The 23338-nt window shown below is 65.0% G+C and carries 22 protein-coding genes; 9 read left to right on the top strand and 13 right to left on the bottom strand.

Annotated features, from left to right (window positions below; genetic code table 11):
• Positions 1–18: 18 nt before the first annotated feature.
• On the bottom strand, positions 19–1128 hold the full coding sequence (locus AAG612_RS06330; protein WP_342508349.1) for an alkene reductase: 1110 nt from the start codon (positions 1126–1128) through the stop codon (positions 19–21).
• Positions 1129–1190: 62 nt separating this feature from the next.
• On the opposite strand from AAG612_RS06330, the gene AAG612_RS06325 reads away from it, so the two are divergent.
• On the top strand, positions 1191–2108 hold the full coding sequence (locus AAG612_RS06325; RefSeq protein WP_342508347.1) for a DMT family transporter: 918 nt from the start codon (positions 1191–1193) through the stop codon (positions 2106–2108).
• A gap of 17 nt (positions 2109–2125) precedes the next feature.
• On the opposite strand, the gene AAG612_RS06320 is transcribed toward AAG612_RS06325, so the two are convergent.
• Entirely contained in the window at positions 2126–3448 is a 1323-nt protein-coding gene (locus AAG612_RS06320) for a DUF2254 domain-containing protein (protein ID WP_342508345.1), read from the bottom strand.
• Positions 3449–3626: 178 nt separating this feature from the next.
• Here AAG612_RS06320 and AAG612_RS06315 point away from each other — a divergent pair, with 178 nt between their 5' ends.
• Positions 3627–4550 carry a bacteriorhodopsin gene (locus AAG612_RS06315; RefSeq protein WP_342508343.1) on the top strand — a complete coding sequence of 308 codons (924 nt, stop codon included), beginning with the start codon at positions 3627–3629 and terminating at the stop codon, positions 4548–4550.
• Between the two features lie 103 nt (positions 4551–4653).
• Here the strand turns inward: AAG612_RS06315 and nadA are convergent, their stop codons facing one another.
• Positions 4654–5643: a quinolinate synthase NadA gene (gene nadA, locus AAG612_RS06310; RefSeq protein WP_342508340.1), complete on the bottom strand. Its 990-nt coding sequence runs from the start codon at positions 5641–5643 to the stop codon at positions 4654–4656.
• A 162-nt stretch (positions 5644–5805) separates the two neighbouring features.
• Here nadA and AAG612_RS06305 point away from each other — a divergent pair, with 162 nt between their 5' ends.
• Positions 5806–7794: a BCCT family transporter gene (locus AAG612_RS06305; RefSeq protein WP_342508337.1), complete on the top strand. Its 1989-nt coding sequence runs from the start codon at positions 5806–5808 to the stop codon at positions 7792–7794.
• A 17-nt stretch (positions 7795–7811) separates the two neighbouring features.
• Here the strand turns inward: AAG612_RS06305 and AAG612_RS06300 are convergent, their stop codons facing one another.
• The 4 genes from AAG612_RS06300 to AAG612_RS06285 all read right to left on the bottom strand — a co-directional run bounded on the left by AAG612_RS06300 (position 7812) and on the right by AAG612_RS06285 (position 10289).
• The gene (locus tag AAG612_RS06300) at positions 7812–8531 is read right to left on the bottom strand and encodes a DUF4230 domain-containing protein (RefSeq protein ID WP_342508334.1); all 720 of its coding nucleotides are present in this window, start codon (positions 8529–8531) and stop codon (positions 7812–7814) included.
• Positions 8532–8546: 15 nt separating this feature from the next.
• Positions 8547–9419, bottom strand: a complete 873-nt coding sequence (locus tag AAG612_RS06295) for an MBL fold metallo-hydrolase (protein ID WP_342508618.1) — start codon at positions 9417–9419, stop codon at positions 8547–8549.
• A 63-nt stretch (positions 9420–9482) separates the two neighbouring features.
• Complete coding sequence (locus AAG612_RS06290) at positions 9483–9953, bottom strand: DUF1465 family protein (RefSeq protein ID WP_342508332.1); 471 nt, start codon at positions 9951–9953, stop codon at positions 9483–9485.
• Between the two features lie 138 nt (positions 9954–10091).
• Positions 10092–10289: a YdcH family protein gene (locus AAG612_RS06285; protein ID WP_342508330.1), complete on the bottom strand. Its 198-nt coding sequence runs from the start codon at positions 10287–10289 to the stop codon at positions 10092–10094.
• Positions 10290–10513: 224 nt separating this feature from the next.
• Here AAG612_RS06285 and AAG612_RS06280 point away from each other — a divergent pair, with 224 nt between their 5' ends.
• The 5 genes from AAG612_RS06280 (at position 10514) to tilS (ending at position 16045) form a co-directional block, all read left to right on the top strand.
• Positions 10514–10666 (top strand): YdcH family protein, encoded by a 153-nt coding sequence (locus AAG612_RS06280; RefSeq protein ID WP_342508328.1) that lies wholly within the window; start codon positions 10514–10516, stop codon positions 10664–10666.
• 92 nt (positions 10667–10758) lie between these two features.
• Positions 10759–13032, top strand: a complete 2274-nt coding sequence (gene ptsP, locus AAG612_RS06275; protein ID WP_342508326.1) for a phosphoenolpyruvate--protein phosphotransferase — start codon at positions 10759–10761, stop codon at positions 13030–13032.
• A 130-nt stretch (positions 13033–13162) separates the two neighbouring features.
• Positions 13163–14026, top strand: coding sequence for a helix-turn-helix domain-containing protein (locus AAG612_RS06270; RefSeq protein ID WP_342508324.1), 864 nt, complete (start codon positions 13163–13165; stop codon positions 14024–14026).
• Between the two features lie 91 nt (positions 14027–14117).
• Positions 14118–15047: a tetratricopeptide repeat protein gene (locus tag AAG612_RS06265; RefSeq protein ID WP_342508616.1), complete on the top strand. Its 930-nt coding sequence runs from the start codon at positions 14118–14120 to the stop codon at positions 15045–15047.
• A 2-nt stretch (positions 15048–15049) separates the two neighbouring features.
• Positions 15050–16045, top strand: coding sequence for a tRNA lysidine(34) synthetase TilS (gene tilS, locus AAG612_RS06260; protein WP_342508322.1), 996 nt, complete (start codon positions 15050–15052; stop codon positions 16043–16045).
• Here the strand turns inward: tilS and AAG612_RS06255 are convergent.
• The 3 genes from AAG612_RS06255 to rimO all read right to left on the bottom strand — a co-directional run bounded on the left by AAG612_RS06255 (position 16042) and on the right by rimO (position 19243).
• Positions 16042–16899 (bottom strand): L,D-transpeptidase family protein, encoded by an 858-nt coding sequence (locus tag AAG612_RS06255; RefSeq protein WP_342508320.1) that lies wholly within the window; start codon positions 16897–16899, stop codon positions 16042–16044. The two genes, tilS and AAG612_RS06255, sit on opposite strands and share 4 nt — an antisense overlap.
• A gap of 114 nt (positions 16900–17013) precedes the next feature.
• On the bottom strand, positions 17014–17811 hold the full coding sequence (locus AAG612_RS06250) for a transglutaminase-like domain-containing protein (protein WP_342508318.1): 798 nt from the start codon (positions 17809–17811) through the stop codon (positions 17014–17016).
• A gap of 40 nt (positions 17812–17851) precedes the next feature.
• Positions 17852–19243: a 30S ribosomal protein S12 methylthiotransferase RimO gene (gene rimO / locus AAG612_RS06245; protein ID WP_342508316.1), complete on the bottom strand. Its 1392-nt coding sequence runs from the start codon at positions 19241–19243 to the stop codon at positions 17852–17854.
• A gap of 49 nt (positions 19244–19292) precedes the next feature.
• On the opposite strand from rimO, the gene AAG612_RS06240 reads away from it, so the two are divergent.
• The gene (locus AAG612_RS06240) at positions 19293–19736 is read left to right on the top strand and encodes a DUF1761 domain-containing protein (RefSeq protein WP_342508314.1); all 444 of its coding nucleotides are present in this window, start codon (positions 19293–19295) and stop codon (positions 19734–19736) included.
• Between the two features lie 20 nt (positions 19737–19756).
• On the opposite strand, the gene AAG612_RS06235 is transcribed toward AAG612_RS06240, so the two are convergent.
• The 3 genes from AAG612_RS06235 to serS all read right to left on the bottom strand — a co-directional run bounded on the left by AAG612_RS06235 (position 19757) and on the right by serS (position 23110).
• Entirely contained in the window at positions 19757–20878 is a 1122-nt protein-coding gene (locus tag AAG612_RS06235; RefSeq protein WP_342508312.1) for a potassium channel family protein, read from the bottom strand.
• Between the two features lie 65 nt (positions 20879–20943).
• Positions 20944–21705: a 5'/3'-nucleotidase SurE gene (gene surE, locus AAG612_RS06230; protein WP_342508310.1), complete on the bottom strand. Its 762-nt coding sequence runs from the start codon at positions 21703–21705 to the stop codon at positions 20944–20946.
• Between the two features lie 121 nt (positions 21706–21826).
• Positions 21827–23110 carry a serine--tRNA ligase gene (gene serS / locus AAG612_RS06225; protein WP_342508308.1) on the bottom strand — a complete coding sequence of 428 codons (1284 nt, stop codon included), beginning with the start codon at positions 23108–23110 and terminating at the stop codon, positions 21827–21829.
• Between the last annotated feature and the right edge of the window lie 228 nt (positions 23111–23338).

Raw genomic sequence — 23338 nt, 5'->3', positions numbered from 1 at the left:
GACCGCGCGGCGCGCCACTCAGGCGGTTTGGGCCGCTTCCTCTTCCAGCGTCGGATAGTCGATATAGCCAGCCGCGCCCGGCAGATACCAGCTCTGCGGAACATTGACGTTCTCTGCCAGCGGCGCGTCTTTCGCGATGCGTGCGGGCAGATCGGGGTTGGAGATGAAGGGGCGGCCGAAGCTGATCGCATCGGCGCGTCCGCTCTCGACGTCCGCCGCCGCCTGTGCGGGCTCGTAGTCGCTGTTGAGGACCAGCGGGCCTTTGTAGATGCTGCGGATATGCGCATCCTGCTGCGGCACTTCGGTGCTGCCGAAGGTGCCTTCCGGGCCCGGCTGGCGCAGTTCGAGGAAGGCGACCTGGCGATCCTGCGCGACCTTGGCCGCCGCCCCGAACGTCTCTGCCGGATCGGGATCGTCCGCCCCTTGCGAGTCGCCATTGGGCGAGAGCCGCAGGCCGACGCGGTCCGCACCCCACACGTCGATCAGCGCGTCGAGCGCTTCGCCGAGCAAACGGGCGCGATTTTCCGCCGAGCCGCCGTATTCGTCTTCGCGCAGATTGGTGCTGCGGCGCAGGAACTGGTCGATCAGGTATCCATTCGCGCCGTGCAGTTGCACACCGTCGAACCCGGCGGCTTTCGCGTTCTCGCTCGCCTTGCGATAATCCTCGACCACGCGCTTGATCTCGTCGACCGAAAGCGCGCGCGCCTGTTCGTAATCCTTGCGCCCCGTCGGCGTGTGGGCATGGCCCGGCGCGGTCGTCGCGCTGGCTGAGACCGGCGGATTGCCGCCGAGGAAATCGGGATGGACGATGCGACCCATGTGCCACAGTTGGAGGACGATCCGCCCACCTTCCTCGTGGACGCCGTCGGTAATCGGCTTCCAGCCTTCGACCTGCTCGTCGCTCCAGATGCCCGGCGCGTTGGGCCAGCCGAGCCCTTCCACGCTGATCCCGGTCGCTTCGGAGATGATCAACCCGGCGCTCGCGCGCTGGCGGTAATAGGTTTCCATCATCGCGTTGGGCACGAAATTGGGCGGGGTCGCGCGACCACGCGTGAGCGGGGCCATCAGGATACGATTGGGGGCGGTTATCGCGCCGAGGCGCAGCGGCTCGAACAGGGCGTCGTGCATGGAGGGAGATCTCCTTCTCTTATTTTTGACCCATCGGTGTGCAGGCGAGGTAGGGCGGCACCATGAGCACGGCAAGCGACACGCGCGATAGATCGGCTTTCCAGCCTGCAAGCGATCCTCGCGCCGCCGAGCCAGGGCTCGTGCACTGGCTCGCGCTGATCGCGGGCAATATCGCGCTGGCGCTGGGTCCATGGTCCGTCCGGCTGGCCGATAGCGGGCCGGTGGCGGCCGGTTTCTGGCGGGTCGTACTGGCCTTGCCGATCCTCTGGCTGATTGCCCGGCGCGTGGGCGAGCCGGTGTTCGGGGTGCCGCGCCGCGCGGCGTGGCTGGTGGCGCTGGGCGCGGTGGCCTTCGCGCTCGACCTGGCGGCCTGGCATGTCGGGATCGAACAGACGAGGCTGGGCAATGCCAGCCTGTTCGGCAACGCGGGCAGCATCGTGCTGCTGTTCTGGGGCGTGCTCGTTGCGCGGACGATGCCCGCCCGCGCGGAGTGGTTCGCGATTCTGCTGGCGTTGGGCGGGGCGGCGATCCTGCTGGGCCGCAGCGCCGAGATCAGCGCGAGCACCCTGGTGGGCGACCTGTTCTGCATCGCCGCCGGGCTGCTCTACGCGGTCTATCTCCTGCGCCTGCAGGATGCGCGCAAGGGGCTGGGCAGCTGGGCGCTGCTGGTGCGCGTATGCATGGTTGGCGCGCCGGTGCTGGTCGCGGTCGCCGTGATCCGTGGCGAGCCTGTATGGCCGCACGACTGGGCTCCAGTGGTGGTGCTCGCGATCCTGAGCCAGGTCGTCGGGCAGGGCCTGCTGGTCTTCGCGCTGCGTGCCTTCCCGCCGATGATCATCGGGCTTGCCCTGCTGATGCAGCCAGCGGTCGCCGTGGCATACGGGTTCGTGGCCTTTGGCGAAGTTCTAAGCCCGCTCGATCTGGTGGGAATGGCGATGCTCGGCGCGGCGCTGGCCGTCGCGCGGGCGCGCGTGCGCTAGCTGAGGTCGGCTTTCGCCTAGCGCGGGCGATCCGCGGTCCGCTTGCCAAACAGCGCATAGCGCGCCTCCACCTGCTCCAGATCGGGGCCCGTCAGATTGACCCTCGCCTGCCGCATCAGCTGCAAAGCCTCGTCTTGCAGGTCCTTGTGGCGGACCGGATCGGTGATGACGGTCGCGGCATTCTCCAGCGTATCGAACATGACTGTGGATGCCGCCGGACTGGTCGAGACGCCGTTACGGATTGTGCCGAAGCCGCGGGCAACATAATGGTGAAAATCGTCTGCCATGGGCCGCAGCGGGCGCCGCCCGTCCTCGTCGGGCTCGCCGACCGACCAGTTGAGATCGCGCCGCCCCAGCTCAGCGGTTGCCGCGCCGATCCAGTGCAGCGCCGAAATCGCGGTGAAGGGGTCGTTGATGCCGGGCGACAGGGCGCGCAGGCCGATCTCCACCAGCTCGTCGATCATGAAATGGAGATCCTGCGTCGGCGTGCGGGTGTCGCCCAGTGCCAGGCAGTCGCGCACCTGCTCGTCACACGCGTCGTCGGGCTTTTCCGACCAGTACCCGATCGCGACGCCGGGATGGACGAAATCGCCGGTGCGCACTGCCAGCTGCAGTTCCGCGCCGCTCTTGCGCGCCACTTTCAAGAGCTCGCTCCAGTCGATGACCTGAATATAGCCCGATCGATCCGCGGCGACCGGAGTGCCTGCGCGGATGTCGGCTTCCACGCGCGCCTTCATCGGTTCGTCGAAGTTCTTGCGGATCGAGACGAGCAGACGCCGCCCGATCCCCTCCAGCACGGCGTTGATCCGGATCGAGGAGGGTACGTGATTGAGGAAATAGACCAGCACCATGACCGAGAGGGCCATCAGGCCGTAGGCGATGAGCAGCGAGAGTTGCGGCACGAAGCCGGGCAGCGCGCTGCCCTGTGTTATCAGGCTTGCCTCGTCAGCCGCGCGGACCGACCGCAGCACCGTGATCGCATAGACGAAGGTGCCGATGAAGGTCGCGAGGCTGATCTGGTTGCCGCGATCTTCCATGAAATTGGTCAGCAGGCGCGGTCCGTAATTGCCGCTGGCGAACGCGACCGCTGCGATCGTGATCGAGAACAGGGTTGATGCGACGCCGATCATCGATCCGGCGATTACCGACAGCATGTTGCTCGCCCCCTGCGGCCGCGCGGGCTGGAGCCAGTGAATGTCGTTGATCCAGTCGGTCTGGCCTGCCCGGTCGAGCTGGATGGTGAGCGTCGCGAGCAGCAGGGCACCAACCGCGAACAGCGCGGGGAAGAACCAATAGCTGGCATTAATGTCGCTCAGCAATTTGCGCAGATCGGCCATCATGATCGGGGGCTGCTTCCTTGTTGTTAATCGTGTTCATTAGGGACCATCACAGGCCCTGTCTCGCGACGAAACGGCTTCTCCGCGTTTATCCTTACCGCGATTGCACACTTCTCCAGTTGATGCGATTGGATGCCGCATTGGCAGGAGAAACCCGCGGCCTGCCCGTGAAAGGACGTTCATGACTGCCCCCATCGTCGACAACACCGTCGTTAACCCTCCGATCCCGGGGGCGGATACTGCATTGGCCGACCAGCTCGGCAATATCGAGAACATCGTTACGCTGACGACGCAGCAATATACGCTCGGGTCGCTGATCCTGATGGTGAGTTACGGCGCGTGTTTCGCATTCATCCTGTTTTTCATGATGAATTCGCAGAATCTCGCGCCGCGTTATCGCCTGGTGCCAATTCTGTCGGCAGTGGTCATGGCGAGCGCGGGATTGAGCCTGCTGCAGGAATTCAACCTGTGGAAGGATAGCTACGCCTTCGTCGACGGTGCCTATCGTCCGCTGGCCGAGAACGAGACCTTCACCAACGCCTTCCGTTACGGCAACTGGACGATCACCGTGCCGATCCTGCTGACCCAGCTGGCGATCGCCATGGGCCTCAAGCAGTCGGACATCCAGCGCCGTTCGCTGCGGATGGCGGTGCCGGGCGTGCTGATGATCTGGGCAGGCCTGTATGGCCAGTTCGGCGAAGTCGGCGATTTCTCGCACCTCAATCTGTGGGGCGTCGTCTCCACGATCTTCTTCCTCTGGCTGATCCTCGAAGTGCGCCAGACGCTGATTTCGGGGATCAACAATACGCCCGATATTCTTAAGCCATGGCCCAGCAATCTGTGGTGGTTCTTCCTCGCCACCTGGGGGCTCTATCCGCTGGCCTATGCGCTACCGCAGCTCGGCGCGACCGGCGACATCGTGGTGGCCCGGCAGGCGATCTATTCGGTGGCGGATATCTTTTCGAAGCTGGTTTTCGGCATCATCCTGACCCGCTTCGTGCTGCGCCGCAGCTCTTACGAAGGCTACATGCCTGCCGCAGAGGAGCTGGCCCCAGCTCCGCCCAAGAGCAATACGGCCGGGCCGGGCCTGCGACGGGCGCCGTAGGATACCGCAATACACGAATTCCGGATCGTCTCCCTGACGTGTCCAGAACGAAGGCCGGGGTGGTGGTTCGCCCCGGCCTTTTTCGTGTCCGTCGGTGTGTGGGTCAGTCGATCTTACCCAGATCGCCCTTGCCGATCGTGCCGCTCGCCATTTCGAGCATCTTGTCGAGGCTCTGCTTGGCCTGGAGGCGCAGCCCTTCCTCGATTTCGATCCGCGGCTCGAGGTCGCGCAGCGCGGTGTAGAGCTTCTCCAGCGTGTTGAGCGCCATGTAGGGGCAGATATTGCAGTTGCAGTTGCCGTCTGCGCCGGGCGCGCCGATGAAGTTCTTCTCCGGCAGCGCCTTTTCCATCTGGTGAATGATGTGCGGCTCGGTCGCGACGATCAGCGTGTCGCCGGGGAAGGTCTCCGCAAATTGCAGGATGCCGCTGGTCGAGCCGACATAATCCGCATGTTCGACGATCGCGGGCGGGCACTCGGGGTGCGCCGCGATCGGTGCGCCGGGGTGCTGGGCCTTGAGCTTCAATAGCTCGGTTTCGCTGAACGCCTCGTGGACGATGCACACGCCCGGCCACAGCAGCATCTCGCGGTTGAATTTGCGGTTGAGATAGCCCCCCAGGTGCCGGTCCGGCCCGAAGATGATCGGCTGGTCCTCGGGAATCTGCTCGAGGATCGTTTCCGCGCTGGAGCTGGTGACGATCACGTCCGACAGGGCTTTCACCTCGGTCGAACAGTTGATGTAGGTCAGCGCGATGTGGTCGGGATGCGCCTCGCGGAAGGCCTTGAACTTCTCGGGCGGGCAGGAGTCCTCGAGGCTGCAGCCCGCGTCCATGTCCGGCAGGACGACGATTTTTTCGGGGCTGAGGATCTTGGCGGTGTCGGCCATGAACTTCACGCCGCAAAAGGCGATCACGTCCGCATCGGTTTCCGCCGCCATCTGCGACAGCTGGAGCGAATCCCCGACGAAATCGGCGAGGTCCTGAATTTCGGGCTTCTGGTAATAGTGCGCCAGGATCACCGCGTTGCGCTCTTTGCGCAGGCGTTCGATCTCGGCGAGCAGGTCGTCGCCACTGGGCGGGCGGGATTGGTCGTTCATTGGTCTTGAGCCCCGGTGATGTCTGTTGCGGATCGCATATAGTCAGAACGGGCGCATGCGCGAGGGTGTTCCGCGCAAACCGCTTGTGTGAGCGTTACCGGACCGGAGCAAATCGCGGGATTGCCTTGCTCCGAGCGGGCGGGGATGCGAGAGCGCGTGGCCATGAGAGATCCCGTACTGACAGAAGCCTCGGACAATTCCTCCAAATTGCGCCTGGTTGCTAACCGCCCGGTGTTCTTCGGGTCGGCGATACTGATCTTGGCCTTCGCATTGTTCGGCGCGCTGTTCTCGGAAACGGCAGGGCAGGTGTTCGATCGCCTTCAGGCTCTGATCGTGGCCGACTTCGGCTGGTTCTATATTCTGACCGTCGCCGGTTTCCTGGTCTTCGTCGTGTTCCTGACGCTCAGCAAATATGGCGACATCAAGCTCGGGCCGGACTGGAGCGAGCCGGAATACAGCCACCTTTCGTGGTTCGCGATGCTGTTCAGCGCAGGGATGGGGATCGGCCTCGTATTCTTCGGCGTGGCAGAGCCGATGCTGCATTACGCGGAGCCTCCGCGCGGCGATCCGCTCAGCGTCGATGCTGCGCGGCAGGCGATGGTGCTGACCTTCTTCCACTGGGGCGTACATGCGTGGTCTATCTACGCGGTTGTCGGCCTCGCGCTCGCCTATTTCGCGTTCCGACGCGGGCTGCCGCTGACGCCGCGTTCCGCGCTCTATCCGCTGCTGGGTTCGCGCATTCACGGGCCGATCGGGCATGCGATCGACATTTTCGCGGTGCTCGGCACCATGTTCGGTGTCGCCACCTCGCTCGGGCTCGGGGTGCTGCAGGTCAATGCGGGCCTCGCCTTCATCGCGGGCGTGCCGCAGTCGGCGGGCATCCAGATCGCGCTGATCGCAGGGATTACCTTCCTGGCGACGCTGTCGGTCTATCTCGGGCTGGACAAGGGCGTGAAGCGCCTTTCCGAATTCAACATCCTGCTGGCGGTGATCCTGCTCGGCTTCGTGCTTGTCACCGGCTCGACGATCTTCCTGCTGCAGGCTTTCGTGCAGAATACGGGTGCGTATCTGGGTCAGGTGGTGGAGCGCACCTTCCGCCTCTACGCCTACGAGCCGAACGACTGGCTTGCCAACTGGACCCTGTTCTACTGGGGCTGGTGGATCGCGTGGTCGCCTTTCGTGGGCATGTTCATCGCGCGCATCTCGCGTGGGCGCACGATCCGTCAGTTCGTAGGCGGGGTGCTGGTGGTGCCGGTGCTGTTCACCTTCCTGTGGATGACGGTATTCGGCAACACCGCGATCTCGCTCGATATGGCGGGCATCGCGCCGCTCGCCCAGATAGTGCAGGATAACCTGCCGACCGCGCTGTTCGCCACGTTGGCAGAGCTGCCGTTCTCGTCGATCACTTCGGTTGCAGCGACCGTGCTGATCGTGACATTCTTCGTCACCTCGGCGGATTCGGGTGCCCTTGTAATCGACACGATCACCAATGGCGCAGCGGACGCGCCGCCGGTTTGGCAGCGCGTATTCTGGGCGATCTGTGCGGGCACCGTCGCGGCGGTGCTGCTGGTCGCCGGCGGGCTGCAAGCCCTGCAGACAGCCGCGATCGCGAGCGCGCTGCCTTTTGCGGTGGTGATGATCTTCATCTGCTATGGTCTGCTCAAGGCGCTCGCCATGGAGAAGAGCGGCGGTGTGCCCGACTATGGCGTGCTGCCCACGCAACCGATCGATGCGGATAGCAGCTGGAAGAAGCGACTTTCGACGATCACCGGTTCCTTCCACAAGGAGCAGGTGGCCGAATTCCTCGAGGAGAAGGCGTTGCCCGCGCTGGAGGATGTGGCAGCAGAAATGCGCCGCCGCAGCCTGGCACCCGAAGTCACCCGCGAGGGTGGCGACGTGCTCCTATCGGTGCCCCATGGCGAACACGGCACCTTCAGCTACGAAGTGCGTGCACGCGCCTTCCGCGCGCCCAGCTTTGCGTGGGCCGAAGCGCACCGCCCCGGAGACGACGAGAAGCGTCATTTCCGGGCGATGGCGCGCAGTTCCGAAGGCGGCCATCCGCTGGATGTGACGGGCTACACCACCGACCAGCTGATCGGCGATTTGCTCAACCGCTACGCCCACTTCCGCCACGCGCGGCGGCTTGCCTGATCGCCGGCAGCTAGCGGCTAGCGGGTCGAGCTTTTCTCTGCCGCGGGTTTTGCGGGGGCACGGTCGGGCGTGCCCACTGCTTTGGGCGCATCGCCGTCGAAGCTGACGTCCACCGTAATCCCGCGATAACCTGCGGCAGCGAGCGGCACCGCGATGTTTTGCTGGACCGCGGAGCGCGCGGACGCGCGTGCCAGTTCCATCAGCGCGGGGCTGCGGGCGCTTTCCAGCGCCTCGCGCTCGGCGATCTCGGTGTTGTTCCGGCTCAGATCGTCTTCCGCGTCGCGGGTGATCCACAGCCCCTCTCGCATATAGCGCGCGCGCGCTTCGTCGAGATTCGGCTTGCTCAACCGCAGCGCGGGAAGGCGTACGTCCATCGTCTGCGTTTCGGCATTCCACGACAGGCGCGAGCGGTCGACTTCAGACAGATCGACCGAATAGTCGACCCGCGCCGGGATCACCGCGATCTGGCGGCTTTGCAGCGCGCCGAAGAAGCGGCTGTCCTTGCTCGCCACGACGGGCGCGAACTCGGCGGTGAAAACGACCAGCCGGTTCTGTTTCTCGAACGAGACGAGCGTGGTGCCGATCGGGTCGCCCATCCGGTTGGGGCCGTAGGTGCGCCAGCCGATCCAGGCTATCGCCGCGATCAGCAGGATTACGAGGAACCACGGCAGGAACTGCGGCCGCGGCTTCTTCACGCGCGTTTCCTGCTCACCGGTTTGGGTTTCTTCGTCACTCACGGCAATTCGTCTCCACTAAAGGGCGGTCCATCGTTCTTCTGAACGGTTAACCACGTTACGCCGTTCCAGATCGATCAGATGAGCATGAACCGACATCTGCGCCGCTTTCTCGAGCCGCGGGTCGAGACCCTTGTACATGATCGGGATGAACTCAGGCAGACTCCGCGGCCCTTCGCCCAGAATTCTCAGGATCTGCCGCTCGCGCTGGCGCCGGTGACCGATCATCGAACGCACCAGTTGTCGCGGCTTTTCGACCGGTTTGCCATGCGCCGGGTAATAGACCGTGTCCTCGCGCGCATAGAGCTTGTCGAGGCTGGCCAGATAATCGCCCATGTCGCCGTCGGGCGGAACGATGACGCTGGTGGACCAGCCCATAACGTGATCGCCGGTGAACAGCGCACCGCTTTCTTCCAATGCAAAGCACACATGGTTGGAGGTGTGACCGGGCGTCGCGATCGCGCGCAAGGTCCAGCCATCGCCCGACACCGCCTCACCGTCTTCGAGTACCCGCTCGGGCTCGTAGGTCGTGTCGAAAGCCTCGTCCGCGCGCGGGCCATTATCGGCAATCACCAGCTTGGCGCAGCCCATCACCGGCGCGCCGGTTCTCTCGGCGAGCGGAGCCGCGGCGGGCGAATGGTCGCGGTGGGTATGCGTGCACAGGATCGCGGTGATTGACGCGTCGCCGGCGGCCGCAAGGATTGCGTCAAGATGCTCCGTTTCTGCAGGGCCGGGGTCGATCACCGCGCGGTCCTTGCCCGAGCCGACCAGATAGGTCTGCGTACCCGTGAAGGTGTAGGGCGAGGGGTTGGGTGCGAGCACGCGGGTCACCAGCGGTTCGGGATGTTCGGGCGTACCAGTGGGCCACGGGCGGGGCGGAATATCGACCATGACCAGCGATATGGGCACCGCGCGGCGACATGTCACGCCTGCCGCAATATCCGGTTCCGCTTCTCAGCCTGGCACGAAGTGCCGGTCGAGACGCTGGTTTATGGTGCCGATAGACGGTTCGCCGGACCGGTAGGGCGCGAGGCGCCGTGCGCGATATTCGCGGTCGAGCCTGGCAACGCGGGCATGCAGCCGCTGCGTTTGTGCGACCAGCGCCTGCGTATGCAGGTTGAGCAGGTCCATCATTTCGGCCGACGGAGCGCGATCGGGGGGCAGGATGGCGTGACGCTTCCATTGCGCGTCGGTCATCTGACCCGCCAGAAAGGCCCGGTGATTGAGCAGCCAGGCAAGCACATGCATGATCCGCGTGGTCGTTTTCAGCCCTTCGCATTCCAGCGCGCGGCGCAAGGGCTGCTCGACCGGCATCAACTCGCTGACTGCGGGCGCGAAAACCGTGCGCACTTCATCCGCGAGGACATTCGCCTCGCAGTACAGTTCCTCGACGATCAGCGCCGTTATGTCGGTAGGTCCCTGCATGACGCCGCTGCCTAATCCTTTTCGCATCAACGAGGTAAGCGGCATGGCGGGCCTGTCCCGGGAAGGGGCGGGGGAAAGATGTCTGTGCATGAATCCGGCTTCGGGGAACCGGCGTGGCACGGCGCGGTCGGCTGGAAATCAGGCGATGATGTCCGGGATCAGTTCGTCTTCGATGGCCGACATCCGGTCGCGTAGATGCAGTTTTCGCTTCTTGAGACGCGCGATCTGTAGCTGGTCGGGCGCGTCGAGCGCGGACAAGGCAGCGATCGCCGCATCGAGATCGCGATGCTCGATCCGCAACTGCTCCAGCCGCTTGCGCAATTCCGCTTCGGTCACGTCGAACGGCCCTTCATGAAAGACAAACGCATTTCAGTTCGCGGCCCGCCGCAGCTTGCACTGCATTGGTCGCAGGCGCCTCATATCACCCCTTCGCAGGAAAGCGATTCTGTGGTTGTATGCAATCAGCGGAGGCCGGAAGGCCCCTTCCGTGTCCCCCGCGCGGTTCGCACCGTCCCTCAGTGTTCGGGCGAGCGGTTCTGACACAGAAGGAGAAGAGGCATATGAACGCTTCGCACATCACCGCCCTCAAGACCAAGCATGCCACGCTCGACGAGGCGATTGCCGAGGAAATGCGCAAGCCCGCGCCGGACGATGTGACGATACGCAGCCTCAAGAAACAGAAGCTCATGCTGAAACAGGAAATAGGCGGCTGATCGCGCCTTGCGTCGCAACTGCGTTCGCGATCGCGAGGCATGACTTGCGATCGCAATTCCCCTGCGCCGTTCGATAAGCTAGTCCTGCCTGCATGAGTGCGACAGCAGCGGCCCGGCAGATCCTCATCGGCCTTCACGAGTTGATGGCCACGCGCCTTTCGGCGCAGGACAAGCTCGACCGGACGGTGGAGGTCGTGGGCGAGGCGCTGGATAGCGAGGTCTGCTCGATCTATCTGCTGCGCGGCGGCATGCTGGAGCTTTCCGCGACCCGCGGGCTGAACCAGTCCGCCGTGCACGTCACGCGGCTGGCGGTGGGCGAGGGTCTGACCGGCACGCTGGTCGCGAATGGCGCGACGCTCAACCTCGCGCAGGCCAAGGCGCACCCAGATTTCCAGTATCACCCCGAAACGGGTGAGGATAAGTTCTCCAGCTTCGCAGGCGTCCCGATCGTCTATCGCGAGCGGGCGGTGGGCGCGCTGAACGTGCAGCACGTCGATCCGCGTCGTTACGAGGATGTCGAGATCGAGGCGCTGCAGACCACCGCCATGGTACTGAGCGAGCTGATCGTGAATGCCGGTCTGATCGATGAGAGATCGGCCGACGAGGCAACGCGCGAACAGTCCGGCCCGGCGCAGATGACGGGGCTGACGCTGGTCGCGGGGCTGGCGGCAGGATCGGCGGTGTTCCACCAGCCGCGCGTCACCATCGACAGGGTCGTCGCCGAGGACACCGAATACGAGCGTCAACGGGTTTATCGCGCGTTCGAGCGGATGCGCGAACAGATCGACCAGATGGCGCAGCAGGCCGAATTCGGCGCCGGGGGCGAAACCGACGAGGTGCTCAAGGCCTACAAGGCGTTTGCCTATGACGAGGGCTGGAGCCGCCGGATCAACGAGGCAATCGATACCGGCCTGACTGCCGAGGCCGCGATCGAGCGGGTGCAGCAACGCACCCGGATGCGCATGCGCGAGATCGACGATCCGCTGCTGGCGGACCGGATGCACGATCTGGAAGATCTCTCCAACCGGCTGCTGCGGATCGTCTCGGGCCAGATGGGCACCGCTGCGACGAGCGGTCTGAAGAACGACACGATCCTGATCGCGCGCAATCTCGGCCCGGCGGAACTGCTCGAATACGACCGGCGACGGCTGAAGGGCGTGCTGCTCGAAGAAGGCTCGCTTACCTCGCATGTCGTCATCGTGGCGCGGGCGATGGGCATTCCCGTGCTTGGCCGGGTACGGGGGCTTCGCGGCGTCATCGGCGATGGCGATCACGTGCTGCTCGACAGCGATGCCGGGGTCGCGCACGTCCGCGCGCAGAATTCCATCCTCGAAGCCTTCGAGGCGCGTTTCGCGAAGTCGAAGGAGCGCCGTGCAGCCTACGCCGAGCTGCGCGATGTCGAGCCTTTCACCCGGTGCGGCACGCGCATCCAGGTGATGATGAATGCCGGCCTGCGTGACGATCTGACCACCTTGTCGATGGTGGGGGCGGACGGGATCGGGCTGTTCCGCACCGAATTTCAGTTCCTCGTTTCGGCCACGCTGCCGCAGCGGGAGAAGCAGACGCGCTTCTATCGCGATGTGCTCGATGCGGCGGGTGACAAGCCGGTGGTGTTCCGCACGGTCGATATCGGCGGGGACAAGGCGGTGCCCTATCTCTCCAACGACAGCAGCGCGGCGGACGAGAACCCGGCTATGGGCTGGCGCGCGCTGCGCCTCGCGCTCGAGCGGGAAGGCCTGTTCAAAGCGCAGGCCCGGGCGCTGATCGAGGCTGCGGGCGGGCGCACGCTCAGGGTCATGTTCCCGATGATTTCCGAACCGTGGGAATTCGACGCGGCGCGCGAGGTGTTCGAGGAACAGCAGGAATTCCTGCGCTCGCGCAAGCGCATCATGCTGCCCGAGCGGATCGAATACGGCGCCATGCTGGAAGTGCCCGCGCTGGTCGAAGTGCTCGACGTGCTGATTCCGAAGGTGTCTTTTCTGTCGGTCGGTACCAACGACCTGACGCAGTTCCTGTTTGCCGCCGACCGGGCCAACCCCAAACTGGCGGCGCGATACGACTGGCTGAGCCCGGCGATCCTGCGCTTCCTCAAACGCATCGTGGATGCCACGACCGGGCATCAGGTGACACTGGGCCTGTGCGGCGAGATGGGCGGGCGACGGCTGGAGGCGCTGGCGCTCCTGGGGCTGGGCTATCGCCGCCTGTCGATCACGCCGGTTTCGGTCGGGCCGATCAAGGAACTGATCCGCCAGATCGATTTGGCGGAGATCAGCGCATTCATGAACCAGCTCGTCTCGCAGGCGCCGGGCGATCCGCGCACGGCGATCGCGCAGTGGGCGCAGGAACGCGGAATCGAAGTCGACTAGCGCCACAGGCCGGGCCCGGCAGCGCCCAACCTGCGAAAAATCCTTGGAATCCCGCTTCGCAGGCGTTGGCTTCGCGTGCGAAGGCCGCTAGACCGGCGAAAACCTGCGGCGGGGGCGGTAAGGATGGACAATGGGCGACGACGAAGCCGGATTTGAAATTGATAGTTCCGAGCCCACAGCGCCGGGCGAGCGGCTGCGTGCTGCGCGTGAGGCCAAGGGCATGTCTGTCGAAGACGTCAGCAACGCCACCCGCATCCCCAAACGGCACCTCGAAACCATCGAAGACGGCGACTTCGCGGTCCTGCCGGGCCGCACTTACGCGATAGGCTTCTCGCGCAGCTACGCCAGGGCGGTCGGCCTCAACGACGACGAGATCGTCAATGAAGTGCGCGAGCAACTGGGCATCGAAGACCCCAGCGAACGGCTGCGCGACGGCACGATGCAGACCGAGGACCCGACGCGACTGCCCTCGCGCGGGCTCGTCTTCGCGTCGATCATAGCGGCGCTGGTGCTGCTCGCAGGGCTGTTCGCATTCTCGCGCACCTTCTTCGATCCCGGCGGCGAGCCGGACTCGCTCCTCGCGGCCGAGGAAGAACGCTCCCTCGCCGAGAAACAGGCGCAGGCCGCCGCGACCCAGAGCGCGAGCGAGCGCCCGGTTGCGGGTGGGCCGGTGGTCTTCACCTCGACCGAAGAGGGCATGTGGGTCCGCTTCTACGACGGCGATGAATCGAACGTGCTGATGGAAAGCCTGATGGGCGAGGGCGAAAGCTACACCATCCCCGACACCGCCAGCGATCCGCAGATGCGCACCGGGCGACCGGATGCCTTCAGCATCACGGTTGGCGGGCAAAGCGTGCCGCCACTGGCCCAGAATGATGCGGTGGTCAGCGATGTCGAGGTCAGCGCCGAGGCGCTGCTGGCGCGCGATGGCGTCGGTTTGCCGGGTGCAGGCAGCGATTCCGCGTCGGGCGACGCCGGTGGCGGAGCGCGCTGACGCGCCGGAGATTTAGAGGGGCGGTGGTTCAGGCCCGGTTCTTTATGACCGGGGCACTGCCGCAAGGACGGACACGAAGACGAGGGATATGATGATCAGGCTTAACTCTTCCGCGAAACCCCGCGCGGTGATGATCGGCGCACTGGCTGCGCTGCTGGCAACTACCGGCACGCCTGCCATCGCGCAGGACAGTGACGAGGCCCGCATCCGCAAGTTGGAATCCGAGATCCGCGCGCTCCAGCGGCGGGTATTTCCGGGTGGCGACGGACGCTATTTCGAGCCCGAGATTTCCGGCCAACCCACCAGCGGGCCAAACTCCTCGGTTCAGACCACTGCGGTAACCGATATCCTTGCCCGGCTCGATGCGCTTGAATCCTCGATTCAGTCGCTCACCAGCCAGATCGAGGTCTCGAACAACCAGCAACAGGGCATCGAACAGCGGCTGTCCGTGCTGGAAAACAATTTCGCAACGCGAACCGCGACGCCCGCGACGGGCACGGTGCCGGCGACTTCGTCGGGCGGATCGACCACCACCACCCCCACTCCGACGCCTGCACCGGCGCAGGCCACCGGGCCGAGCGCGGAACGCCTGGCTGCCGTGCGCGCAATCGCCAAGCCCTCGACCGACGATGCGGGCGACGACGAGTATTCCTACGGCTTCCGCCTGTGGGAAGCGGAGTTCTATCCCGAAGCGCAACAGGCATTGGCAGCCTTCGTGGAGCAATATCCCAACCACTGGCGTACGACCTATGGCCGCAACCTGCTGGGCCGCGCTTTCCTCGACAATGGCCAGGCGCGCGAGGCCGCGCCGTGGTTCCTGCAGAACTACCAGGCGGACAACGACGCAGCGCGCGCGCCCGACAGTCTGCTCTACCTTGCAGAGGCGATGATCGAGCTGGGCGACACGAACCGGGCCTGCATCGCGCTGGCCGAATTTGCGGAAACCTATCCGGCCATCGCGGCGGGACGCCTGAGCGACCAGTACGAAGGCAATCGCCGGAAGGTGAACTGCCCGGGGTAAAGGTGGACCTTCCCGCCGGACATAAGGTCGAGAGATTCCGCACCGAGCTGGAGAAGCTCTGGATCGAACATGACGAAGGGCGGACGCTGGGCGTTGCCGTTTCCGGCGGGCCGGACAGCCTGGCGCTGCTGCTGCTCGCCCATGCCGCTCTGCCGGGGCGGGTGGTCGCGGTCACCATCGACCACGGCCTGCGCGCCGAGAGCGCGCGGGAGGCCCGCTTTGTGCACGAGCTTTGCGCGGATCTGGCAATCCCGCACCTGACGCGGCGGGTCGAAGTGGCCGACGGCAATCTGCAGGACCGCGCACGCGCGGTGCGATACCGCGCGCTATACGAAGCTTTCCTTCAGTTAGGGACCAATACCCTCGCGACGGCGCACCATGCCGACGATCAGGCCGAGACGGTGCTGATGCGGCTAAATCGCGGAAGCGGGGTTGCGGGGCTGGCCGGAATCCGCGCGCATCGCGTCGATTTCAATCCCGAGCCGCTCGCCGAGATGCTGGTCGTCCGGCCGCTGCTGGAATGGCGCAAGGCCGAGCTGGAGGAGATTGTCGCCGATGCAGGGATCGAGCCGGTCCGCGATTCTTCCAACCATGACGAGCAGTTCGACCGGGTGCGATTGCGGAACGTGCTCCGCGATGCGGACTGGCTCGATCCCGTCGCAATAGCCCGCAGTGCGCGTATCTTGCAGGATGCCGAACGCATCGTAGCGAGCGAAGTCAGAAAGACATACGAGGAATGCGTATTTCGCGAGGGCGAGGCGATCTGGTTTCACCCGGGCCATCCCTTCCTGCTCGAGCTGGAGACCGTCGAGCGCATTCTCCAAGAGTTCGGAGCGAAGCCACGCGGATCCGCCGTCGCCACAATGGTCGAGGCGCTGCGCAAGGATGGTGCAGCCTGTCTCGGCGGCGTAATGGCGAAACGCGGGTGGCACCAGAAAGACTCGCTGACGCAGGTCGATGCCTGGAAATTCGAGCGCGAGCCTCCGCGAAAGTCCTAGAGGATCGGCGAGCCCAACTGGAGCTTCTCGCCGCGCGTGATGATGACCTTGTCGCCCTTCTTCGCCACCGCGAACACCTTCGCCGCGAACTCGTTCGGCAGGCCGATACAGCCGTGGCTCGCGTAGCCGTTCTCGACCTGCGATCCGTGCAGCGCGACCCCGTCCTTTGTCAGGAACATCGAGTACGGCATCGGTGCGTCGTTGTACTTCTCTGACACGTTGTGCCGCTTCTTGTAGCGGATCGGGAAGGTGCCGAGCGGGGTCGGATGCTCCTGGGTGCCGAGCAGCACGGCGGCCGCACCGATTTCATAACCGTCGCGGAAGACCGAGATGACCCGCGCGTCGAGATCGACCGTCATCACGATCTTGCCCGGCAGTACGCCGTCTGTATCCCAGTGCCATTCGCCATATTTGATCGGCCCGTTGATCGGGAGCACGCGCTTGACCACCAGCGGCTCCGCGCGAGCCGGGGTCGAGCGACTTGCACCGCGGCGTGCATCGTAGATGGTCTCACCGTCGCGGGTCGAGGGGCTGGCGGCCCCGCGCGAGGTGGTCGTGCCGGGTTGGGCGGTGCCGGCGGATGAGGTGGCATCGACGGTCTCGTCGGTCAGTGCAGGGTTCTCTTCGCCCTCGGGATCGGGCATTTGGGTGCCGCTCTGCGGCTCTGCCTCGTCGCCGAACTTCGCAGGGTCGACCGGGATCGCATCCTCGATGCTCGGCGCGTCCACGGCGACGGTCTCGGTCGCGGCACCACCGCCATTGCTTTCGAGAAAGCGCGCACCGATCGCCACGCTGGCGAACAGCATAACGACCGCCAAAGTGGCGCCGCCGATCCAGATGAGAGCCTTGATCATGTGTGTGCCTCTGCCTCGCGCGCGTGCGGTCTTACAGCGCGAAGGCGATACGCGTGCCTTTCGAGGACATCATAGCGGTCAAAGGTTAACGCCGGTTTGGAGCGCGAGGCGCGGTCAACCGCGGGAAACCTGCACGTTCTTTTCGCACAGTTCGACGAGGCCGAAGCTGGTGAGGAAGCTCACATCGGCGGCATCGCGCCCGATGCCGATCTTCACGATCTCGTCCGGTGTCGCCATGTCGGTCGCGTCGACCAGCTGCCAGGTGCCGCCGCCTTCGGTTTGCGGATCGTTGAGGAAAACCTCGGCGACCGCGTGAAAATCGGGCGGGGTCACGTCGGGCGCGTAGCAGGCGACGTAGCGCGCAGGGATCGCGCTGGCGCGGGCGAGCGTAATGACGAGATGCGCGTAGTCGCGGCAGATGCCGCGTCGCTCCACGAAACTGTCGAGCGCGGTGGTGTTCGGGCCTGAGCTGCCCGGAGTGTAGCTGAGGTTCTTGGCCACCCAGTCGCGGATCGCCTGAATGCGCGCGCCGCCCGAGGTGCCGTCAAAGCAGTCGTCGACGAAGTTCTGGAACCGGTCCGCCCCGCAATAGCGCGAATCGAACAGGTAATCGACGGCGGCCGCAGGCATTTTGTGCGGCGGTAGCTGCTCGAGGCTGCGCAGCTCGACGATCTGCCGATCGATCTCGACGCGTGCGTGATGTTGCACTTCGATCCGGCCCTGCGCGCACAGCCAGATCCGCTCGCCGATATCGCCTTGGGCGGGCACCCGCGCGAAGTGCTCGGTCTCGGTCAGGTCGGTGTTGCGGGAGAGCAGGCGCTGTTCGGGGATATCTGCGGCTTCGAACTGCAACAGGCAGTCGGTCGCCTGCTCGGCGGTGAACACGAAACGGGAATCTATGATGATGGCCATGCTAGCCTAACGCTGCGCGGGGACTTCGGGCCCGAGGATGTCAAAGGTTTGTTTCGATGGCGCCGAACAGGTCGTGTTCGTCCGCATCCTCGACCGCCACATCCACGATATCGCCTGCCGCAAGGGTCGCGGGCACGTTGCGCAGGAAGACGTTGCCGTCGATCTCGGGCGCGTCGGCCTGGCTGCGGCCGGTCGCACCGATATCGCCATCCTCGTCGGGCTCGCCGACTTCATCGATGATGACCGGCAGCGTGCGGCCGATCTTGGCTTGCAGCTTCGCTGCGCTGATCCGCGCGGTCGCTTCCATGATGCGGGCGTAGCGTTCTTCCTTCACCGCTTCTGGCACCGGATCGGGCAGGGCGTTGGCTGCCGCACCTTCGACCGGCTCGAACCGGAACGCGCCGACGCGATCGAGCTGCGCTTCTTCGAGCCAGTCGAGCAGGTATTCGAAATCCGCCTCGGTCTCGCCGGGGAAGCCGACCACGAAGCTGGAGCGGACCGCGATGTCAGGGCAGATTTCGCGCCAGCTTTTCAGCCGTTCGAGCACCTTCGCCTCGTTCGCGGGGCGCTTCATGCGTTTGAGAACGGAAGGCGCGGCGTGCTGGAAGGGGATGTCGAGATAGGGCGTCAGCAGCCCTTCGGCCATCAGCGGGATGACCTGATCGACATGGGGATAGGGGTAGACATAGTGCAGCCGGACCCATGGCGGCGTGCCCTGATCGGTGCGCAGCTGGCCCAGCTCGCGCGCAAGATCGGTCATGTGGGCACGGACCTCATGGCCCTTCCACTCGCGTGCCTCGTGTCGGGTATCGACGCCATAGGCCGAAGTGTCCTGACTGATGACCAGCAGTTCCTTCGTGCCCGCCGCGACCAGCTTTTCCGCCTCGCGCAGCACCGCATCGATCCGGCGACTGGCGAGCTTTCCGCGCAGGTCGGGAATGATGCAGAAGGCGCAGGAGTGATTGCAGCCTTCGGAAATCTTGAGGTAGCTGTAGTGGCGCGGGGTCAGCTTGATATCCGCCATGTCGGGCTGCGGAATCAGGTCGACATAGGGTCCCTGGCTGGGCGGCGCGTGTTCGTGCACCGCCTCGACCACCTGCTCGTACTGGTGCGCGCCGGTCACCGCGAGAACCTGCGGATGCGCTGCGCGGATCGCGTCGGCCTCGTCGCCCATGCAACCGGTCACGATCACGCGGCCATTCTCGGCAATCGCCTCGCCAATGGCTTGCAGACTCTCTTCCTTGGCGGAGTCGAGGAAGCCGCAGGTGTTGACCAGCACGATGTCGGCACCGGCATAGTCGGGGCTCATCGCGTAGCCGTCGGCCCGTAGACGCGTGAGAATGCGTTCGGAATCGACCAGCGCCTTCGGGCAGCCAAGCGAAACCATGCCGACCTTCTTGGCGTCGGGTATCGAGGTGGAAGTGGATGTCATGATTGGCCGCGCCCTCTACACGCAAGTGGACCATTGCGCTAGGCGGCGCGTGATTCGCAGGACAGGAGCGACGATGATGGGCCAGATCAACATGCTGACAGTATTCCTTGGCGCTGCAGCGTTCTTCGTCGTCGGGATGGTGTGGTACGGGGTGCTGTTCGGCAAGGTGTGGAAGCGTGCCATCGGGCGCGACGAAGACGAGGATTTCAGCGGCGACCGGCCGATCTGGCTGGTCTTCGGTCTGACCTTCGCCTTTGCACTGCTGATTTCGATGACGCTGGCGCACCAGTTCGCGATGTCGAGCCCGTCGGTACGGGCGATGATGATGATCTCGATCGGCTACGGCCTGATGCTGATGGTGCCCGCAGTGGGCATTCGCTACCTGTATCTCAACGCGCCGTGGCGGGTCTTTGCGATCGACGCGGGCTTTTTCGTGGTCGCCATGGCCGCGATGGGCGGCACCTTCGTGCTGATGGGGGCGCTGGCGATCTGACGACAAGTTCTGAAGAGCGATCAGCCGGTTGGCATGCTCTTGCCGTTGTGCCCGTCGCCGCGCTCTTCACCGTCGAGGGTCGGCACGATCTCGACGACGATGTCACCCGCCTGAAGGTTCTGGCATTCGTCTTCCCAGAAGCCCAGCGCCTCGCCATTGCGATAGATGCGCAGGCCGCGCCCGCCGGTGCGCAGGTCGGAAATCGCGCAACCGCATTCCTCCGCGGTAACCGGTCGCTCGACAAGCTGCACGCGCCCGGCCACCGAGGCGAGATCCGCAAGGTAATCCGCGATATGCGCGCCCCTGACGCTGCCCGCCAGCAGCAGCCCGGTGAAGTGCACGGGGTTGATGACATTGTTGGCGCCCGCCTGCCGCGCGATGCTCTCGTTGTCGGCCGCGCGCACCACCACGCTGATCGGCACGCTCGGCGCGAGCGCGCGCACCGTCAGCACGATCAGGATCGAAGTGTCGTCGCGCCCAGCCGAGACCAGCACGCTCTGCGCGCGGTCGATCTTCACCGCCTTGAGCGTCTCGTCGCGAGTCGCATCGGCGGCCATCACGTTGCAGCCGAGTGCCTCCGCATCGGAGAGCCGGTCCTCGTTCGGATCGATCACGACGATGCAATGCGGGTCCGTCCCCCTGTCGATCAGTTCGTTGACCGATTCGGAGCCGGACACGCCATAGCCGAGCACCACGACGTGCTCCGACAGTTTCTCCTGAATGCGGGTCATGCGGAATTTCTCCCAGCTGCGCTGAATGAGGAAGTTGTAGGCTGTGCCAACGAAGATGAAGAGCACGGCGAAGCGAACCGGCGTCACGATCCAGGCCTCGACCAGCCTTGCGCGATCGGTGATCGGCGCAATGTCACCGAAGCCGGTCGTCGTGATCGAGATCATGGTGAAATAGACGACGTCTGAGAAGCTGATCTCCCCGTCGAGGTTGTCGACCAGGCCGTCGCGATCCCACCAGTGGATCATGATGACGAGGAAGATGAGGCCCAGCGCCAGGCCCAGCCGGATCGTCAGATCCCCCCAGACGGGGACCTTCAGCGCACGGCGGAGCGGCTGAAAGCTCGGCCCGCGCACTTCGCGCGCGCTCGCGCCACTGCCGACACGTTCGACCTGCTGTTTCTGTCGGCTCATGATGGGTGCTCGATCATCGCAATCCCGGGGTTAGACGCGCGCGTCATGCACGGCAACATGCACCGTCAGCCATAACGCTCGCCCAGCTCGCCGAGCGAGGCATGATGCGTGAGGTCGAGCTGCAGCGGCGTAACCGAGACGAAGCCTTCGTCGATCGCTTCGAGGTCGGTGCCGTGGTCCAGCGTGTGCTCGATCGCCTGCAGGCCGAACCAGTAATACTGGAACCCGCGCGGATCGCGCCCTTCGACCACGGTGCCGCGCGAATAGTCGTGAAAGCCCTGCCTCACGGCGCGAATGCCCTTGATCGCATCGGCGGGGAGCGCGGGGAAATTGACATTGACCAGCGTGCGTTTGGGGAGCGGCGTGTCGAGCAGCGGGCCGAGCACCTTCGCGCCCCAGCTGCGCGCCGCATCGAAGGTATCGGCCCCGGCCGCGCCTTCCTTGCTCGTCACCTGGCTGAACGCGATCGAGCGGATACCCGCCAGCGCGCCTTCGATCGCGGCCGAGACCGTCCCCGAATAGGTGATGTCGTCGCCCAGGTTGGCGCCCCGGTTGACGCCTGAAAGGATCACGTCGGGCTCCCCGTCCATGAGCTTGCGCAGGCCCATGGTGACGCTGTCGGTCGGCGTGCCGGTGACCGAAAAGCGCCGCTCGCCATGCTTGCGCAGACGGACGGGCCGGGTCAGCGTGAGCGCGTGGCCCATGCCCGATTGTTCCTCGTCGGGTGCGCAGATCCAGATATCGTCGGAGAACTGGCGCGCAATCTCTTCGAGCACGTCCAGGCCGGGCGCGTGGACGCCATCGTCGTTGGTGAGGAGGATTTTCATTCGGCTCCGCTTTCTCCAATTCGTCAGGCTGAACCCGTTACAGCATCCAGTTCTGCGTCACCTGCAACCATTCGCGTCTGGAAGTGACGGACCCTGAAACACGTTCAGGGTGACGGATAAATCACTCTGGGCTCAGCCGCGTCAGTCCGCCCATGTAGGGATGCAGCGCTTCGGGCACATCGACGCTGCCATCGGCATTCTGGTAATTCTCAAGCACCGCGACCAGCGTGCGACCCACGGCGAGGCCCGATCCGTTGAGCGTGTGGACGAACTCGGTCTTCTTTCCGCCCGCCTCGGGGCGGTAGCGCGCGCTCATCCGACGCGCCTGGAAATCGCCGGTGTTGGAGCAGCTGGAAATCTCGCGATAGGCGCCCTGTCCTGGCAGCCACACTTCCAGATCGTAGGTCTTGCGCGCGCCGAAGCCCATGTCGCCGGTGCACAGCAGCATCTTGCGATAGGGCAGGCCGAGCGCTTGGAGAATACCCTCGGCGCACTGCGTCATCCGCTCATGCTCGGCTTCGCTGTCTTCGGGCGCGACGATGCTGACCAGTTCGACCTTCTCGAACTGGTGCTGGCGGATGAAGCCGCGCGTGTCCTTGCCCGCTGCGCCCGCTTCGGAGCGGAAGCACTGGGTCAGCGCGGTCATCCGCAGCGGCAGGTCGCCCTGCTCGACGATCTTGCCGCGCACCGCATTGGTCAGGCTGACTTCGGCGGTGGGGATCAGCCAGCGGCCATCGGTGGTGTGAAACAGGTCGTCGGCGAACTTTGGCAATTGCCCCGTCCCGAACACCGCATCATCGCGCACCAGCAGCGGCGGATTGCACTCCAGATAGCCGTTCTCGGTCGTCTGCCGGTCGAGCATGAACTGGCCTAGCGCACGGTGCAGCCGGGCGATCTGCCCGCGCAGGAAGGTGAAGCGCGCGCCTGCGATGTCCGCGCCGATCTCGAAGTCGAGGCCCAGCATCGGGCCGATATCGGCGTGCTCTCTCGGCTCGAAATCGAAGTCGCGCTTCTCGCCCCAGGTCGACAGCTCGACATTCTCGTCCTCGCCGGCACCTTCGGGCACATCGTCGGCGGGCAGGTTGGGAATGCCTGCGAGCAGCTCGTCCAGCTCGCCGCCGATCACCCGCGCCTGCTCTTCCAGATGGGGCAGGGTGGTCGCCTTCAGCTCGCCGACTTCGACCTTCAGCCGTTCGGCTTCGTCCGTATCGCCATTGCCCATCGCCTGGCCAATCGCCTTCGAGGCGGCGTTGCGGCGGTTCTGCGCGTCCTGCAGCTGGGTCAGGACGGCGCGGCGGCGCGTGTCGAGATCGAGCAGTTTGGCGGAGATCGGGGCGGCCCCCCGGCGGGCGAGCCCTGCGTCGAAGGCTTCGGGTTCGCGGCGGATGGTGGCGATATCGTGCATGCGCGGGCCTATGCCGATGGGGCGCCAGCTTGGCCAGTGGCAACTTGCGCGGAGCCGAACATCCAGTCGCGCGGCCGGTTGGCCTGACACACCTGACACAGTGTCCAAGGGCCAAAAAGCGACCCGCGCCGAACGCCGCCAAAACGGGGCGCGGACAAGGGGCAGGCCGGCCGGTCGGTTCATGCCCGGACCATGGCACGCGAACCGGGATGTAGGACAGTGCTTCGC

Origin of the sequence: Citromicrobium bathyomarinum (assembly GCF_038594605.1) — a bacterium.
In the GTDB taxonomy this organism is placed as follows: Bacteria; Pseudomonadota; Alphaproteobacteria; order Sphingomonadales; family Sphingomonadaceae; genus Alteriqipengyuania; species Alteriqipengyuania bathyomarina_B.
This window is presented reverse-complemented; position numbering and strand designations above follow the sequence as displayed.